This is a genomic window from Streptococcus oralis subsp. tigurinus (assembly GCF_002093575.1).
Classification (GTDB): domain Bacteria; phylum Bacillota; class Bacilli; order Lactobacillales; family Streptococcaceae; genus Streptococcus; species Streptococcus oralis_CH.
The window spans coordinates 38,963-54,874 of record NZ_LNVH01000005.1; the positions used below are offsets into that span (position 1 = coordinate 38,963).

16 protein-coding genes and 2 pseudogenes are annotated in these 15,912 nt (G+C 33.6%); 6 read left to right on the forward strand and 12 right to left on the reverse strand.

Translation table 11 applies throughout. From position 1 onward, the window contains the following. Window positions 1–2 precede the first annotated feature (2 nt). Together ATE37_RS07375 and ATE37_RS10895 are read left to right on the forward strand one after the other, a co-directional pair. Window positions 3–803: a DNA-methyltransferase gene (locus tag ATE37_RS07375; RefSeq protein WP_084868550.1), complete on the forward strand. Its 801-nt coding sequence runs from the start codon at window positions 3–5 to the stop codon at window positions 801–803. Between the two features lie 198 nt (window positions 804–1,001). Beyond that, window positions 1,002–1,103: pseudogene (locus tag ATE37_RS10895) on the forward strand (HNH endonuclease); the annotation flags it as partial. Between the two features lie 547 nt (window positions 1,104–1,650). On the opposite strand, the gene ATE37_RS07380 reads toward ATE37_RS10895, so the two are convergent. From ATE37_RS07380 to ATE37_RS07420, 9 genes are all read right to left on the reverse strand, one after another. Next, complete coding sequence (locus tag ATE37_RS07380) at window positions 1,651–2,850, reverse strand: protein kinase family protein (RefSeq protein WP_084868551.1); 1,200 nt, start codon at window positions 2,848–2,850, stop codon at window positions 1,651–1,653. Between the two features lie 108 nt (window positions 2,851–2,958). Next, window positions 2,959–3,762, reverse strand: coding sequence for a conjugal transfer protein (locus ATE37_RS07385; protein WP_084868552.1), 804 nt, complete (start codon window positions 3,760–3,762; stop codon window positions 2,959–2,961). Then, complete coding sequence (locus ATE37_RS07390) at window positions 3,752–4,213, reverse strand: hypothetical protein (RefSeq protein ID WP_084868553.1); 462 nt, start codon at window positions 4,211–4,213, stop codon at window positions 3,752–3,754. The genes ATE37_RS07385 and ATE37_RS07390 overlap by 11 nt, the downstream gene beginning before the upstream one ends. A gap of 1 nt (window position 4,214) precedes the next feature. Continuing rightward, window positions 4,215–5,051 carry a DNA adenine methylase gene (locus ATE37_RS07395; RefSeq protein WP_084868554.1) on the reverse strand — a complete coding sequence of 279 codons (837 nt, stop codon included), beginning with the start codon at window positions 5,049–5,051 and terminating at the stop codon, window positions 4,215–4,217. Window positions 5,052–5,153: 102 nt separating this feature from the next. After that, window positions 5,154–5,441 carry a DUF5960 family protein gene (locus ATE37_RS07400; RefSeq protein ID WP_084868555.1) on the reverse strand — a complete coding sequence of 96 codons (288 nt, stop codon included), beginning with the start codon at window positions 5,439–5,441 and terminating at the stop codon, window positions 5,154–5,156. Beyond that, window positions 5,434–5,796: a hypothetical protein gene (locus ATE37_RS07405; protein WP_084868556.1), complete on the reverse strand. Its 363-nt coding sequence runs from the start codon at window positions 5,794–5,796 to the stop codon at window positions 5,434–5,436. Before ATE37_RS07405 ends, ATE37_RS07400 begins: the two co-directional genes overlap by 8 nt. Next, complete coding sequence (locus tag ATE37_RS07410; protein WP_084868557.1) at window positions 5,793–7,208, reverse strand: Y-family DNA polymerase; 1,416 nt, start codon at window positions 7,206–7,208, stop codon at window positions 5,793–5,795. Before ATE37_RS07410 ends, ATE37_RS07405 begins: the two co-directional genes overlap by 4 nt. Before the next feature lie 3 nt (window positions 7,209–7,211). After that, the gene (locus ATE37_RS07415; protein ID WP_084868558.1) at window positions 7,212–7,898 is read right to left on the reverse strand and encodes an XRE family transcriptional regulator; all 687 of its coding nucleotides are present in this window, start codon (window positions 7,896–7,898) and stop codon (window positions 7,212–7,214) included. 8 nt (window positions 7,899–7,906) lie between these two features. Then, on the reverse strand, window positions 7,907–8,764 hold the full coding sequence (locus ATE37_RS07420) for an ImmA/IrrE family metallo-endopeptidase (protein WP_084868559.1): 858 nt from the start codon (window positions 8,762–8,764) through the stop codon (window positions 7,907–7,909). Between the two features lie 95 nt (window positions 8,765–8,859). On the opposite strand from ATE37_RS07420, the pseudogene ATE37_RS10670 reads away from it, so the two are divergent. After that, window positions 8,860–8,952: pseudogene (locus tag ATE37_RS10670) on the forward strand (IS982 family transposase); the annotation flags it as partial. On the opposite strand, the gene ATE37_RS07425 reads toward ATE37_RS10670, so the two are convergent. From ATE37_RS07425 to ATE37_RS07435, 3 genes are read right to left on the reverse strand one after another with little or no spacing between them, the layout of a single operon-like run. Further along, window positions 8,945–10,267 carry an HNH endonuclease gene (locus tag ATE37_RS07425; protein WP_084868560.1) on the reverse strand — a complete coding sequence of 441 codons (1,323 nt, stop codon included), beginning with the start codon at window positions 10,265–10,267 and terminating at the stop codon, window positions 8,945–8,947. The pseudogene ATE37_RS10670 and the gene ATE37_RS07425 sit on opposite strands and share 8 nt — an antisense overlap. Then, window positions 10,267–12,114, reverse strand: coding sequence for an AAA family ATPase (locus ATE37_RS07430; protein WP_084868561.1), 1,848 nt, complete (start codon window positions 12,112–12,114; stop codon window positions 10,267–10,269). Before ATE37_RS07430 ends, ATE37_RS07425 begins: the two co-directional genes overlap by 1 nt. A gap of 1 nt (window position 12,115) precedes the next feature. After that, window positions 12,116–12,460, reverse strand: coding sequence for a helix-turn-helix domain-containing protein (locus ATE37_RS07435; RefSeq protein ID WP_084868562.1), 345 nt, complete (start codon window positions 12,458–12,460; stop codon window positions 12,116–12,118). Between the two features lie 861 nt (window positions 12,461–13,321). Here ATE37_RS07435 and ATE37_RS07445 point away from each other — a divergent pair. From ATE37_RS07445 to ATE37_RS07455, 3 genes are read left to right on the forward strand one after another with little or no spacing between them, the layout of a single operon-like run. Next, window positions 13,322–13,618 (forward strand): cytoplasmic protein, encoded by a 297-nt coding sequence (locus tag ATE37_RS07445; RefSeq protein ID WP_084868564.1) that lies wholly within the window; start codon window positions 13,322–13,324, stop codon window positions 13,616–13,618. A 22-nt stretch (window positions 13,619–13,640) separates the two neighbouring features. Continuing rightward, window positions 13,641–14,096, forward strand: coding sequence for a conjugal transfer protein (locus tag ATE37_RS07450; protein WP_084868565.1), 456 nt, complete (start codon window positions 13,641–13,643; stop codon window positions 14,094–14,096). A gap of 10 nt (window positions 14,097–14,106) precedes the next feature. Next, window positions 14,107–15,795, forward strand: a complete 1,689-nt coding sequence (locus ATE37_RS07455; RefSeq protein WP_084868566.1) for an FtsK/SpoIIIE domain-containing protein — start codon at window positions 14,107–14,109, stop codon at window positions 15,793–15,795. The last annotated feature ends 117 nt before the right edge of the window (window positions 15,796–15,912 follow it).

Below are 15,912 nucleotides of genomic sequence, written 5' to 3' on the forward strand. Positions count from 1 at the left end.
CAATGAAAAAAGTATTTCCCAAAAACTTTACTCCTTATTTTGAAAATGATTCTATTATTCTTGTTAATGGAGATTCATTTGAAATATTAAAAAAAATAAAATCTAAATCGGTCAACTGCATCTTTGCTGATCCACCATATTTTCTATCAAATGATGGCTTTACAAATTCTGGTGGAAAACAAGTTAGTGTAAATAAAGGGGATTGGGATAGGAGCCTAACTACTGCTGAAAAACACAAATTCAATAAAAACTGGATTAAAAAATGTAAACGAGTATTAACTGATGATGGTACTATTTGGATTAGTGGTACTCTTCACAACATATACTCCATCGGCATGGCTCTAGAGCAAGAAGGCTTTAAAATTATCAACAATATTACTTGGCAGAAGCTCAATCCACCGCCGAATCTAGCAAGAAGATCTTTCACTCACAGTACCGAGACAGTATTGTGGGCTAAAAAAGATATTAAAAATAATAAACATTTTTTCAACTATGATCTAATGCGAGAAATCAATAACGGTAAACAAATGAAAGATGTTTGGTCTGGGCCACTTACCTCACCAAAAGAAAAAAAGTTCGGAAAACACCCTACACAAAAACCTTTGTATCTTTTGGAAAGACTACTTTTAGCTTCTACAAAAGAAGATGCACTTATATTAGACCCCTTTATGGGAAGCGGGACTACTGCAGTCGCTTGTAAAAAACTTAATCGTAATTTTATTGGTATAGAAAAAGAATCTGAATTTGTAGAATTAGCGAAAAATAGAATAATAAACACTAACACAGAATTTAACTTATTTTAGAACGGCTTAGATAAATCTAAGTCGTTTTAAAGTAAACTATCTAATGTTCATAGAGTTTTTCTGTTTAACAGTATATTCTTCTGTCCCAAAAATTAAATTTATATTTAAAAACAAGTGAAATTATTCAACTTCAAAATTTATAATATGTATTCAAATTATGGTATACTACAATTAGTATTATAATTTAGAGTATTAGCAATTGAAAATGCAATCGTCGTTTGTCCAAATTGCCACGCTAAAATTCATCAACTTGAACTTGAAGAAGACAAAGAAAAACTACTTCGTAAAGTCCAAGAGTGAAATCTTTAATTTCTTAAGCAAGCAATAAATGCTTGCTTTTTTATTTAAACGTCTAATTTTAGACTTCAGTTAAAATTAATTAATAATAAGCCATCCAATTAAAAGCGTAGATACATTAGCACAGTTCAGGTTAAATTTTGAACAGTTAAGAAAGACAAAATCTATTTTGATATTGATTATAGTATGATATAGTCATGGAAAATGTAAAAGAAAAAATATTCAACGAGCATTATGGCATATTAAGCGCCATTGTAAAAATATAGAGAATAATTACGAAAATGAATTTAGTAAAACTGAGTTATTTCACTTGAAATCTAGTGTTGAAATACTAAGTAGAATTTTAAATAATGAAAATCCCTATCCAAATTTGGATAGGGAGGAAGTGTTTTAAAATACTTATTACACCTTTATAACTATCAGCAACTTTAAATCTAGTTATAAGCTTTATCAAATAAAAAATGTATAACAATATTCTTCAAAAATTAGTTTATTTATATCTAATTTTTGAAGGATAATTTATTTAAAATAGACTAGCCAGCCATCTTATTTAATAAGGTGGTTTTATTTTTGAAAATGCCCTCTTTAATTCATTTATATCGCTAAATCTTTGATTCAAATTTGGATTTGTTCCCTTATTAATAAATTCCTCTAAATTACTATATTCAAATTTTGTAAAGTCTTTATATCTTCCAGTTAAGACAAAGTATAATAATTTTGACAAAGCAAAACCTTCAAAATGAAAATTATAATTACTAAACCCAACTCGTTGGAGGCCTGAATAATCATTAAATGCACCTCTTATTTCTGTATCTAGAGATGTTAACATGCTATTGCTTAACTTGACATTCCCCAAATCAGCAATTTTAATAATTTTTACATCATCATACTCTTTAATCAAAATATTATTAGGTGATATATCTCTATGAAGTATATCTTTTTTAGCTAGATACTCAAATCCTTTTATTATTTGATAACCTAGGTTCATTCTCTCGGTAAAAGTCAATTTCTGATTATGAGTCTTTATATATTTAAAAAGTGAAGTGTCAGCATACTCCATAACATACTCATTTTTAGTTTTATCAATAGAGTAAACTTCGAGTACATACGGAGAATGTAACTGCTTCATTATATCAAATTCTAAATAAAATCGCTCTAAATCCTTGAATAGAATAGTTTTTTTAGCACGTTTTAATGCAAAAGTTTTGTTGTAATTTTCATCATAGAAACTAAAGACAGTAGCATAAGAACCATCACCAACTGTTTTCAATTGGAACCGTTGTATAGTGTTATTCGGGAACTCGACAATATCCGATATTTCAAAAATTGGTAACTCATAGTATAATTCAACTTCCGACATATCATCTGGTACTGGGCTTCCACCAGATGACGATAGAAAACTATTACATTTTTTTAATACTTTATCATAGTATTCAACAATTCTAACTTTCTCACCAGAATTCTTAAGGTTGTTGACAAATCTGTTTGATAGTGAAATTGATTTTATCAAATCTCTACTTGGTTCAGCCCAGAAATGTCTCCCACCATTTATACTATCATTTAATATTCTTAATCCCTTCACTAACTGATAGTGTATGCTAGAACATAACTGACTCAGTCTGTCATCAAAAATATCTTTGTAAAGGTGTTCATAATCAATAGCAAACTCTTTACCAAAATAAGCCAAATAATCCCTTTCAATACCAACTATACTATTTAATAGTTTTACATTATTATTTACAGAAATCATTTTTTCTCTTCTCTATATATAAAACAGACTTACAATATAAAATAGACTTAATCTATTTTAATTAATTGATCATATGTTAACTAAATCGTTTTAACGGCTACTACTTTCTTATATTGTTATTCCTATAATATTAGCAAGTAACTTAATTCCTTCGATTAAATCCGGTGTTAAGGCAACAGTTGTTGCAATAAATTTCATCGTATTAAAAGCCGAAGTTAAGATAGTCTGCTTTGGTTGTGGTTCTTGAATCTCATTTTTAATAATTTCCAAGTTCTGCTTGAGTACTGATTTAGATTCGCTATTTTCTAATGTTTCAATAGCATCTTCAACATTCTCCATAGCTTTAGAGAATTCCTCGCTATTAATAATATTTCCCTGCTCAGCGTTAACTGTACTTCCATGTTCAGCTATATTAACTTGTACCCCTGAACTATTAATCGTTATGTTATATGAACTATCACTATCAAATCCCATATCTGTCGCAATATCCTTAATATACTCCTCAATTTCTGAAACAAATGGATAAATCAATCTATCACCAAATGCTTTCGCCATATCTTGATATTTTTTACTATGTGCATAGTACCATCCAAAATTAGTTGTAGACAACTTTTTAAGGGCAATATAGTCAAATGCTCTATATAGAAGATAAGTTCTTTTACGGCTATCAGTCCCCAAATTTAAAGTTTCATTTCCATATGAGGAATTAATCCTATCAAGTTCTGATTCTAACCCCTCTACATCATAAGATAAACTCTCAACATAATCAAATATCAAAGATGTCTTTTTTATATAATCCAGAAATTCTATTAATGCATCAGTCTGTTCCCTGAAATAAGCATTCATCACATTTGAAGCCAACGTTCTAAATCTTCTGCTAATTTTTCTAAGCTCTTTTTTATTAATCTCCATCTACTAACTCCCCACAAAATGGACAATAGCCACCCTCGAATTTTGATATAGTTCGTAATTTTACTACTTTATCACAGCACAAATATCTTTTCTCTTCGAAGTCTCCAACTTTCCTTCCAATTGGCATTTCTGTTTCCTTATCTATCTTTTTACCACCCTTAAATTGTATGTTCTTATTGTTTCTGAACGTCCTCTCCATATCTTCTGAAAAATTATTTAATAAATCAGCAACATAGTTTTGAATTATATTTTCTGCCAAGTCATTTATATCATCATCTAAATAATTATCACTTTTGAGCCCACACTTAGGACACCAAGCATCTATCAAGCTATCATCATTTACATCTTGGATTTGAATCATAAATTTTTCACTACAAATTGGACATTTTAAAACAATAAATCCATCATTATCACTAGGAATAGATATTTCAAACATTTTATCACTTAACATTTTATACCTCAATATTGAAATTAGTTATCAATACTTCCTTGATTTTACCACGCTTATCAGCTTTAGAATTAATCATTCGTGTAGCATCCACTGCAATAATCTCTTTCGCAAATGGTTGATATAGTTCATAAACTAAATCAGCAGACGAATTAGACAATACAACAAATGCCCCTCTTCTATCTAGTTCAATAAACAAATCTCGAAGACGAACCTGCTCATCATAACCAAAACCATCAGAGGTATAACCTGTAAAGCTCTCTGTCTTGGATAACGGGACATACGGGGGGTCAAAATAAATCAGATCACCTTTTTTTGCATCTTTTGTTGCTAGTTCAAAATCAGTATTAAGAATGGTTATATCGTTGTCTTTAAGGTATTCACTAACATTGCGAAGATTATCCTCATCTACAATCTTAGGTTGCTTGTAACGCCCATACGGTACATTAAACTGATTCTTTGAATTCACCCTATACAAACCATTAAAGTCAACTCTCAGCATATATAGAATCCGCCCAGCACGTTCTACATCAGACATAACTTCTATTCTGCCATCTCTATCCGCTGATCGAATATCCAAATAATATTCTTTTGAATTGTTCTCCTTATGTATCTTAAGTAACTGAATCAGTTCTTCAACATTTTCCTTGATTACCTTATATGCTAAAATAAGTTCTTCGTTGCTATCGTTAATCGTTGCATTAGATGGTGCTAGCTCAAAAAATAAAGCACCTCCTCCTACAAAAGGCTCATAGTACTTATTAAATTTATCAGGTGAAATTCCAAGTATTTGTGGTAACAACTGGCGTTTTCCACCAACCCATTTTGTAAAAGGCTTCATACTATATTTCCACTCCATTAATGCATTTTTTGTGCTATCCTTTATTATACCATCATTAATAATAAACACCTATTAGTTACTTAGAATCAAACTATAATTTTTCTAAATACAAAATGTCACTTTCAAATATTTAAACTTCCTGATCAATTTATTCTCATTTAAGATTACATCAAAGTAAAAATAATGATCTCGTCCATCTTTAGAATTTTCTTTATTAAGTTTGAAGTAGTTCTTCTGATTCATTGCCATTGTCCTAAGGATATCATCAATCAGAAAAGTTAAGGGTATACTCATTGCTGAATACTTCTGGAAGTCTTCTTCGAATCGGATATAGTCTTCTGAGAAATAATCCATCTGCAATTTATTTTCATAGAGTTCTTTTCTACTCATAGCTAACCTCTTCTAATAACTGGATGCTCAAGAAGTCCTCCACTTGAATCAATCGATATCCTTCATAAGTCTTGAGGGATACTTCTTTTGCTGAAATTTCTCTAACTTCGCCAATCAGAATTACTTTTTGAGTTTTTTGTTTGACTATAAAGCGACCCTTTAAATTCCCAACATAAAGCTGAGAAAGTAACAATAATTTTTCTGTTCTGTTCAACTCACTAGTTAGATCGACACGATATTTTTCTTCTCCTAGTGATGTGGTATGTTCAGATAAAAAGAAGCCCATCCACTTTTGCATACCTGAGTCTTGATATTCTCGGGCAGACTGATGGGGCAAATAAGAACGATCAATCATTTTAAACCATCTAGTCCACCAGCAGAATGACCTCCGATTAGTTTACTTCTAACAATGCTTCTTGATGCTGACTCAAGAGCATTGGCTTTTAAAAGTGAAGTGAACCCAAACTGATCTCGGATGCTGTCAATCGCTGATTGGAGCCTTTCTTCTTTTTCTATTTTTTCAACATCATCAAATAAAGAAACTAGTCCAAACGATTCATCCACTAGACCTGAATAGTTGACGGCAACGTTCCTTACGGCACCTGAACTGTATTTCTGATGAAATAACTGTAAAACCACATTAGTTAGCGTGTCCGTATGATTAGTTGCTTCGATCTTTTTTTGTGTGTTGATTGATTTTTTATTTTCCTGTTTGGAATAGCCTACATGAATAGAGACAACAGTTGTTTTCTTACCTGCTCGTCTAAGACGAATAGCAACCTGCTCTGCCATCTCTCGAAGAACAATCTCGATATCCCGTTGCCTGATATAATCCCTTGGTAAGACTTGAGAGTTACCTAATCCTGTGCTCTTTGGTTTATATGGATTATTAACATTACTTTCATCTACTCCATTTGCGTAAAACCAGAGACGTAGCCCTACTACTCCTAAAGACTTTTTTAGTAAATCAGGATTACTATTAGCAAGTTCCTTAATAGAAAAGATTCCCAAATCATTTAATCTCTTTTCCATACGATGACCAATCCCCCAAAAATCTGTCATATTAGGAATTGCCCAAACCTTATTTTCTACGTCTTCATAAGACCAGTTTGCACGCATGGTGGGCATTTTCTTAGCTTCGTTGTCTAAGGCCAGCTTTGCAAGTAAGGGGTTGCTATTGGACATACCAACGGTTGAGTAGATGCCTGTCTTTCGCCAAATATCCTTTTGAATCTTAGCAGAAATCATATCCAACTTATCTTTTCGGGATATGGTCTGATTGCTAACAAAGTAGTTAAGAGAAGTCGTTAGGTCAATAAAGCCCTCATCAATTGAATAAGGGTATATTTCATTGGGACTACCGTATTCTTGGAAAACTCGCTGTATTTCCATATTAACCTCAATGTACTTGTCCATTCGTGGTGGGACGATAAAGGTGGTCTTCGCCCATTCCTCAATATATCGAACAAAGTCTGGATTCGTTGGAAGTCCCTGTTTTTTTGCGTTATAGTAAGAAAATTTTCTGGTTTTAACGTCAAAGGGTAAATCATAAGCCCGACCAACATTCTTTTTTCCAAATACTTTCTTAAACATAGGTGATGATGCCAATATTAATCCAGCAGAATTATCCGCTCGACTCATCACACAGAGGGAGGTTTTAAGAGGATGAAGCCCTCGCTCCACACACTCAACGCTTGCATAGAAGGATTTCATATCAATAAAGGCAATATCACTGACAGGCTCTTTTGAATAGTCAATGATTCCCATAACCTAGTCCTCCAGAGGCATAAAGTTTCCGACAATTTTTCCGACAATCCGAGGGTCATCGTCATAAGGAGCAAATTTGTCTTTGTATTTTTTATTGATGGAAACGAGGCGCAAGCCATCTTCTTCCAGGTAGACTCGCTTGATATAGGTCTGCTCATTCCAAACAACTGCATAAACTGCCCCATTATAATCAAAGCCCGTCTCACGGATTAGAGCAACGGAACCATTAGGATATTTAGGCTCCATAGAATCCCCTGAAACCCAAGAAGCGAAATCATGTCCTAGCTCCTCATTATAGTAGACCGTATCGTATTCTTTTTCTCCATAGATAGTGGCACCAAGACCAGCAGACATTTCTTCATAGACCCGATATTCATAGCGTGGTTCAGCAATAGAGACAACCTTCTTATTTTTCTCTTCTGTGACTAAGTCACGAGCATAAGACACAACTTGTTCTTTTCCATTGGGTGAGAGGACATTATAAAGTCTGACAATCTCTATTTCAGTGAAATAACCTTTTGGGACGTACAAAAGCTTCTCTAATAATGCCACTTTCTCAATAGAAGGTTCTTTGACTCCACGTTCCCAAGCAGAATAGGCCTGATAGCTAATTCCTAGCTTATCTGCAATATCTTTTTGTGTTAGTTTTAGCTCTTTCCTCCGAGCTTTTAATTTTTCTGGTTGATACATGATTCACCTCACATGACTAATAATTCTAAATTTGCCTTTCTTCTAGCTTCTGTCTCTGATAGTTTGTTGCTATCCCACACATAGGCTAAAGATTTTCCCTTATTATAAACAAGCCACACCTTAAATTTCTTTACTGCTCTAATCTCGTCCCATCTTTTCTGGTCAAGCAACTCTGGTAGTTCTTGACTCGTCACGAAATTGGTTTGTTTCAACCTCTTTTTTAGCCGTGCTATAAGAGAGGGTTGATATTGATTGAATTCTTCAATCAATATTTCTTTCAGTTGATGAAAGTAATGGTGAAGGGAGACGTTTTGACCGTCTAGGTATTCATCTACTGCCTGCTTGATGGCTGTTTCGGCATCCACTTGGTAAACTCTCAACAAGTCAATCAGTCGGAAATAAAGTGCCTGCTTTGAAACTTCTAGATTCTCTTTGACCTTTTGGAAAGAATCACAAGCGTAGTAAATCTTGGATAGTAACACGATATCAGGCATGAGTACAATAGCTGAAAATACATTGGCTTCTCGCTCTAGAATCGATTCCTGATTATCCACCGACTCTGTAAAATAAGAGCCCTCGTGCTTCATAATGAAATGCCCTAATTCATGACATAAGGTAAAGTTACGCTTAGTTACAGGATTGTCTTCCTCATAGGAAAAACTCGTCCCTAGTTTATCAATAACTGTCAAACCTTCAATTTTATGATTTGAAAAGTGGTGACTAATGACTTGAATGTTATTCTCATGAATGCAATAATCAAAATAATAGTGAAAGTGATAGTTCAGGGTTGAAATTTCTTCTTCTTTTATATACGGATAAAGGACTTGTTTTGTGATTTCACTTACTCTTGAATATAATTCATCCAACGAACAGTACCTCCTTTAAATCACAATTTACAAAACTCAACCAATTAGGTTGAGTTTATTATACAAAAAAAGTGGACAATTGTCCACTAAAATAAGAAAATACATTAGCTAGAGGTCTAGCAGAACTACAGTTACGATTTGAACAAATTATTTTAGCTCATAACTTATGCTATTTTGAAATTAACTAACACCATGGTTTTGTATATGTTTTAAATTACCTATCACTTCATCAATGCCTTTTTCTCGTATAAATTCAGATATTATTTTTCCGTATAAAACTCTTGAATAGTGGTTAGTTTCATAATCGGCGAAGGAAACTTTAAAATAATACGAAAACAAGTCCTCAAGACAGTCACTGTCAGTTATATCAAGCAAAGCAGCCAAGTCCTCAACTCTTGCTTTCCTAAAATTTTTTAATCCTAGAAAAGCTTGCTTCATGTCTATACCAAGTTCTCCTAGTTCACCTTGACTTTTATATCGATTATTGTACAATTGTTTAAGTTTTAGTATGCTAATATCGTCTGTAATTTGTTTATATCGTGTATTAAAAGTAATCTCCTCATTTCGTAAGTCCCTAAATGAAGGAATTAGCATTTCTCTAACTTCATCTCTCACATCGTACTTTAAATCTATAGTTACAATCTCACGGGAAATAGAAATAAACCAGGAATTAAAATGAATCTCGTTTTCCCCTTTTTTGTTATTGCATGTACTACAAACAGGTACTAAATTCCAAAACGAAGATTCAAACAATGGAAAATGTGCTTGAGGTAACACATGATCAAGTTGACACATAGCAGAAATATTTTTCTCATCGCCACTTGTGTCAGCATGCATTATATCTAAATTATTAATATTACAATAGGGACACGTTATTAGTCGAAAGTTGGCCGCAAATGCACCCCTTCTGGGAGATATATTTTTTGTATATGAGAATATTTCGTTTAACTGTTCACATGCTACTTGTAACGGATTTATTTTATTTCTAATTGATTTAATTTTTTCAAATAACTCAACTTTTTCTGCTTGTTTGAAGCGAGATTTATTTTCAAGAAGAGAATCATTTTCGATTTCAAAATCGAGCGTTTCAAGAAAATCACATTGAGTTAATTGAGAATAAATGACATTATCTTGACAAAATTCCCTGAATTCAAGAAAAAAATGTTGCGCCTCGTTAAATTTCTCTCGTTCAATTGTTTTTGTTTCATCAACCGTAGCTAAGTGACTTAACCAATCTAGATAATGTGCTAGTCTATGATAAGATTCAAATTTTTCTATTATAGGAGTAATCTGATTAAAAACAAATTCAGAGTAATTTATTGTTTCACCAATTAATTTAGAAACTTCCTCTTCAAGTGTTGAAGCATTACTTACAAAACAAATTTCAAAAAATTCTTTTACACTATCTAAATCCTTAAAACTTTCTAATACATCTTTCTTCACTTCAGAAAGTAAACTATTTAAACTTTCTAAATCAACATCTTCTCGAAAAATCTTTAACATTAACTACCTTTCATGAACAGACTCTTTAGGACTGGATCATCAATATAATTTAGTAAACTATCTCTTAAGCTCTTGTTTATTGACATTTGGATTATTTTTTCTTTAGCAAATTCACCAATTGTTGCCTTCAAAAAGAATGAATCACTCATTAAATCAAATAAATTGGCGCCAAATGAAACCTCTGCATTTCTGATAAGTATTCGTTGTTCCGAACCTAACGAATCAATCTCACCTAAATAATCCTTCCTATCAATTAAATTAAATACCGATTTTTTGGGCACATCAGTAACAATGTATGGCGAATGGGTACTAATGATTAATTGTAAAGAATTTCCAACAAAATATTTTTCAATAATATTATTTAGAGTGTTAATAAAGTTTCTTGCCAATTCGGGATGTAAATTTAAATCTGGCTCATCTAGCAATATTATTTTATTGTTGTACTTACCATTTCTTAATGTTGAAAAAATTGTACTAAATGTATTTAAAAAAACACTTTCTCCATCACTAATTTTAGAAAATTTTACAGATAAGTCCCTTTCAGAATCCACAAGAGTCTGTATGAGTTCTCGTTGTTCTTTTGATGAAATAAATGATACTGACGTTTTCCATTTTGTTGGTTCATTTGCAGTTATATATCCTAAGCTTAATAAATTTTCTAAAATTTCAACTTTAAATTGGACTTTTTCTTCTGAAAAAATAGAAATAGCTTTGATTAAATATTTTATACAGTCTTTAAAATATCTTGTTATATTTTGTTCCAATAAAACATTTGAACTTCTTATTGCTTTTACAGCCGAAGACTCCTCGACTATTTTAGTTATTAGTGGTTCATTTTCACCACTAGTCCTTATACTATACTCCTTACCTTGCTGATTCAAATACCAAGAAAAGTCCCCATTCCTTTCCTTCGTTATTTTATCTAAAATTCTGATCAAATCCTGCTCAGTTTTTCGTCGTTCGATTTCGATTAAATTTAATAACTTTCTCTCCAAATAATTTATAATAAATTGTTCACTTTGGAAACCAGGAATAATAATTCTGTTATCAACATTGTAAAGTTTAATCTGATTTTCTTTATAGAATTCCCTATAAAAACTATTAAATGAATCATATTGACCATCATTAGTCATATGGTAAAGATAAAATAGTTGTGCAGGTGATTGATATGGTAACTGACTTTTTATTTTAAATTCAATTTCAGGGTTGATTTTTAAGTCACCATTTTCACTAATAAATTGAATCAGATCCGATAGTTTTCCAAAACTCGAAACTTGAGTAGTAAAACAGTCTCTTTCAAATGTTTCATTAATATATTCCTTTCTAGCTAACCAATCGATATTGGGTTGCATACGAATATAAGAAACTAAATCTCTTCGATGATAGTCTTCTGGAATTTTTATCTCTCTAAAAAATTTAGTTCTATTATCTATTCGAATAAAACTATCATCAACCAAAACATGAACACCTGTTTGTTTTATATTATTTATACGTCTGGAAACATAAGAATCCAATTCAATATAAAACCATGGATATTCCTTTCCGTTATACTCTGACTTTCCTAGAAAGTAAATTGCAAGAGTATGAAACGACTTAAGAAATTTATTTTTATAATAGCCATTTAAAGCAATACTTTCTAAAATAGTGCTTTTCCCGGTTCCATTTTTTCCTACTAACAAACTTAAATTTGAGATATGGTTAGAATAAATACTGGGTTGACTGTATTCTTTCTCTTTAATTACTAAATTATTAGCGACTAATTCAACTTCAAACTGATCAGAAAAATTCAACTCCTCTTCATTTATTCCAATTTGACTTTTTTGGATTCTAAGATATATCAATTTCATATTAATTTTTTTCTTCCTTAAACGCTCTCTTCCGTTCTTCCATAAATTCAATCAATTCTTTTTTGAAGATTTCTTTTTCTTCATCAGTCAATCCTTTAGAATTCATACGGAAAAGCAATTCAATATTATCTAATTCGTCTAATTTTTCTTCTGAGTTTCCAACTAAATAGTCAACTGAAACATTCAAAACTTGAGCAATCTTAACAAGATTTTCTTGTGTTGGTTTTTTTACTCCACGTTCCCACGAAGCATATGCTTGCTGGGAAATATCTAGTTTTTCAGCTATTTGAGCTTGTGTTAGTTTTACTTGTTTCCTTAGTGTTTTCAAGCGTTCTGCGAATTCCATATGTGACCTCAAAAAAAATATTTTAAAATTTTGCAGAAAACCGTTGACATTAACAACTAATGGTTGTATAATATAATCAACAACTAATAGTTGTATAGCGATTGAAAATAATAACCTTATCTTCAAGGCTAAATCACGATCATTGACAATTAAATAAAAAGTGCGTCTGACAACCAGAGGACTGATCGCCAAAACTACACTAAACTTCGTACCTTTATTGTAAACGTTTTGGAAAGAAAAGTCAAGTCTGTTTGATGGTTGAAGTGAAGATTTAAAACATTTTGTGGACTTCCACGCATTTCGGACTTTCGCACTTTTCCGAATAGTAAAGTGAACTGGCTTCGCCAAAAGGCGTAAGAGAATCTTAAGGGTATGACAATGACTACCTGATGAGATTGGCTGGGAAAGCGATGGTAATTCATGCAATGCACCTTGCTAAACGTTGCCACCGTGAAGGAGGAATCCTTCAACCAAATAACTTTTCTCTACTGCTGTCTATCTAATTTACTAGATAGATTTACTCTAGCTACTAAGTCCATTTTCTTAGTAGCTTTTTACTTTTACAATAAAGGAGAACACTATGACTAACTTTTTTCGCACAACAATGTGAACGACTCTACAATAATTACATATTCACCTATGACATGTTTTCTGTATCCGAACAACTCCAGGGACAGCTCTATCATCAAGCCCAAAAGGATTTGGATAAACTAGCCAATCAATCACTTCTTACTGGCTTTGCTCAAGGTGAAGTACAATTTTATACCAGAATGTTTAAACGAAAACTTTTTACTCATTACTACTCAAGAGTGAAGCAACTAGCTTAACTCTTTTTATTTTATACTCAGAAAGGAAATATCTATGATTCCAGAAACACTTGTTATGCTACCAGAATTTATCGGCACTGCTTACTACGAAAAATTGGGTAATGCGCCACGCTATGTCTTCGGAAAAGAAGGCAAATATCAACGACACGTACTGAACAATGAAAAGCACGGAGCCTTCCACGTAATCACACCAGCTTCTGCTACCGTCTTTCCAGAAGATGCTCTAGTCGAAGTGGTCAATCCCATTTTCCTCGCAGATACTTCCCTAAACGGAAATTCTGTTGCCCCAGCACTTAATGTATTTGCTGAAAAACTAGTTTTGAAAAAATAAGAAAGAATAGGAGAAAACATACATGGCTAAAATCGGATTAAACTACGGAGAAAAACTTCAAATTGCAGACAAAACCTATCGGGTTATTTCAGAAGGTCTAGACATTCCTCAAGTATTTGGAAAACTTACTTTCCGAGGGATTGAAGGAACAGATACCATCTATGAAATTGACCGTTCCCAACGCAATCCTGACGGCTCCTACATTCAGGTTAATACGGGGGAAATTCGGGGTGTTGTGGTAGGGATTCATTCTTCAGTCCAACATGAAACCCTCTTTTTCACTATTGCCGATATGGCGGAGTCTGAAATCGAGGACTTGGGCTTCAAGTACCGTGAGGAAGTGGAGCTAGAAGATATTGTCGTTACCCATACTCACGTTAACCGCAATGATATCTACAAGCTCTTTGCTTCAAAGATTAAGAAAAAAGGGACAAGTCCTAAAGACTCTAAACCCGTAGAAAACAAGAAAGAAAACTAGGAGGTGACACATGAAACTCTTTACCTACCGTGGACAAAGAGTTCAAGTCTATCATCGACATATCAAGGCAATCACTTGGTTTATCTTGTGGTCGCCTTTTTTATTTGCCTTAACTTATTATGTCTATCAACACCACTTGGAACTACAAGTCCAACCCTTTCCCAAAACCTACTACCTTCTTGCCTTTGCCTTACTATCCGCTCTCATCTCTCAAGTCCTGAATTGGCTTTGCTACGAGAAACTACTCGCTTTTCAAAAACTCAATAGCTTGCGAATTCTCTCTCGTTTTCTCTTAGAAAACAACCTCTACCTAGTCAAGAAAATTAAACGGGAGAAAAGGACAATAGAGAAAATTAGACTTCCTCAAGTTTATCTCAAACAATCTCGTTATGGTTTGGAAGTCAGTTTTATCCTAGAAGGAAATAAGTTTCAAGATCGATTTCTCAATCTTGGGGCAACCCTTGAAGTCATGTTTAATGGTGATTTTCGAAGCAAAACCTTTGATAAACGCTTTATTAAGTACGATATCGCCATCAATAGGATTGATAGTCGTATTGATATTGACCAAGTAGCGGTCGAGGGTTCAAAACTCCAACTCATGAAAGATGTAGTTTGGGACTTTATCGAAGAACCACATTTGCTGATTGGTGGGGGGACAGGTGGAGGGAAGACCATCCTACTTATGTCCATCATCTATGCTCTTGCCAAGGTTGGCTTTATTGATATTTGTGATCCGAAAAATTCAGATCTATCTGGTTTGAAAAAAATCTCTGTCTTTCATGGTCGAGTCTTTACCAGTAAGGAAGATATTATCCAGTGCTTTAGAGAAAACGTGGAGTTCATGGAGAAACGTTATGAACTCATGTCTACCTCTCCCGAGTTTCAAGCGGGGAAGAACTTTGCGTATTACGGGATGAAGCCTAAATTCATTTTGGTTGATGAGTGGGCAGCACTTATCGCTAAAATTGATCGGGATTATAGCCTACAAGCAGAAGTCACCGAATACCTTACCCAACTAGTCCTAGAAGGCCGTCAAGCTGGGGTCTATGTCATCTTTGCCATGCAACGTCCTGACGGGGAATTTGTCAAAACTGCTCTTCGGGATAACTTTATGAAGCGCCTCTCAGTCGGTCATTTAGAATCAACAGGATATGACATGATGTTTGGAGATGCCAATAAAACCAAAGAGTTTAAAAAACTGGATAAAATCAATGGTGTTAAGGTCAAGGGACGAGGCTATATCGCAAACAATGGAGACCTAGCTGGTGAGTTTTTCTCACCTTATGTACCCTTAGACCAGGGCTTTTCTTTCTATGAGGCCTACTCGCAAATTCCCATTTTAGAATTCGAAGGAGAGGAGTTTTCTGTCTTTAAAGACTATGATTCACTAGTCCCAACAAAAGAACTAATAGAGGAGGTAGAACAGTTAGAAAACCATGTCAACCAACGACCACTAAAGGATTTTGCGGAAGAGCAGGGACTAAAAGTCGCAATGCTTCGAAAGATTATTTATCTCTTGGAAGAACAAGGAATCGTTTTTGACCGTTCTGACTCGGCTATTTTGGTGACTCCTCTTCAGGAAGAACTCCTTTTAGAAGCTCTGATTCACTTTGAAGAGGACGGACGAAAATCATATGCCAAAGCCGTGCAGATGGCACTTAGTCATCAGGAACTAGGACAAGGGCAAGGGCAAGCCTGACGGCAAGTCAGGCGCAGACCGCAGCCCGAAGTTCCTAGTTTCTGATGATGAAACCCCCGATTTCTAATAGGGGGGTTACATTTGGCAAAATGGCAACGTCCAACCCTCCTCATTCCT

What these genes read in the sequence shown, in the direction of transcription:
- ATE37_RS07435 (WP_084868562.1), bottom strand. Translation starts at nt 12,460, where the DNA reads ATGGAATTCGCAGAACGCTTGAAAACACTAAGGAAACAAGTAAAACTA.
- ATE37_RS07380 (WP_084868551.1), bottom strand. Translation starts at nt 2,850, where the DNA reads ATGATTTCTGTAAATAATAATGTAAAACTATTAAATAGTATAGTTGGT.
- ATE37_RS07445 (WP_084868564.1), top strand. Translation starts at nt 13,322, where the DNA reads ATGATTCCAGAAACACTTGTTATGCTACCAGAATTTATCGGCACTGCT.
- ATE37_RS07390 (WP_084868553.1), bottom strand. Translation starts at nt 4,213, where the DNA reads ATGTTAAGTGATAAAATGTTTGAAATATCTATTCCTAGTGATAATGAT.
- ATE37_RS07375 (WP_084868550.1), top strand. Translation starts at nt 3, where the DNA reads ATGAAAAAAGTATTTCCCAAAAACTTTACTCCTTATTTTGAAAATGAT.
- ATE37_RS07415 (WP_084868558.1), bottom strand. Translation starts at nt 7,898, where the DNA reads ATGTATCAACCAGAAAAATTAAAAGCTCGGAGGAAAGAGCTAAAACTA.
- ATE37_RS07455 (WP_084868566.1), top strand. Translation starts at nt 14,107, where the DNA reads ATGAAACTCTTTACCTACCGTGGACAAAGAGTTCAAGTCTATCATCGA.
- ATE37_RS07410 (WP_084868557.1), bottom strand. Translation starts at nt 7,208, where the DNA reads ATGGGAATCATTGACTATTCAAAAGAGCCTGTCAGTGATATTGCCTTT.
- ATE37_RS07400 (WP_084868555.1), bottom strand. Translation starts at nt 5,441, where the DNA reads ATGAGTAGAAAAGAACTCTATGAAAATAAATTGCAGATGGATTATTTC.
- ATE37_RS07430 (WP_084868561.1), bottom strand. Translation starts at nt 12,114, where the DNA reads ATGAAATTGATATATCTTAGAATCCAAAAAAGTCAAATTGGAATAAAT.
- ATE37_RS07395 (WP_084868554.1), bottom strand. Translation starts at nt 5,051, where the DNA reads ATGAAGCCTTTTACAAAATGGGTTGGTGGAAAACGCCAGTTGTTACCA.
- ATE37_RS07450 (WP_084868565.1), top strand. Translation starts at nt 13,641, where the DNA reads ATGGCTAAAATCGGATTAAACTACGGAGAAAAACTTCAAATTGCAGAC.
- ATE37_RS07405 (WP_084868556.1), bottom strand. Translation starts at nt 5,796, where the DNA reads ATGATTGATCGTTCTTATTTGCCCCATCAGTCTGCCCGAGAATATCAA.
- ATE37_RS07385 (WP_084868552.1), bottom strand. Translation starts at nt 3,762, where the DNA reads ATGGAGATTAATAAAAAAGAGCTTAGAAAAATTAGCAGAAGATTTAGA.
- ATE37_RS07425 (WP_084868560.1), bottom strand. Translation starts at nt 10,267, where the DNA reads ATGTTAAAGATTTTTCGAGAAGATGTTGATTTAGAAAGTTTAAATAGT.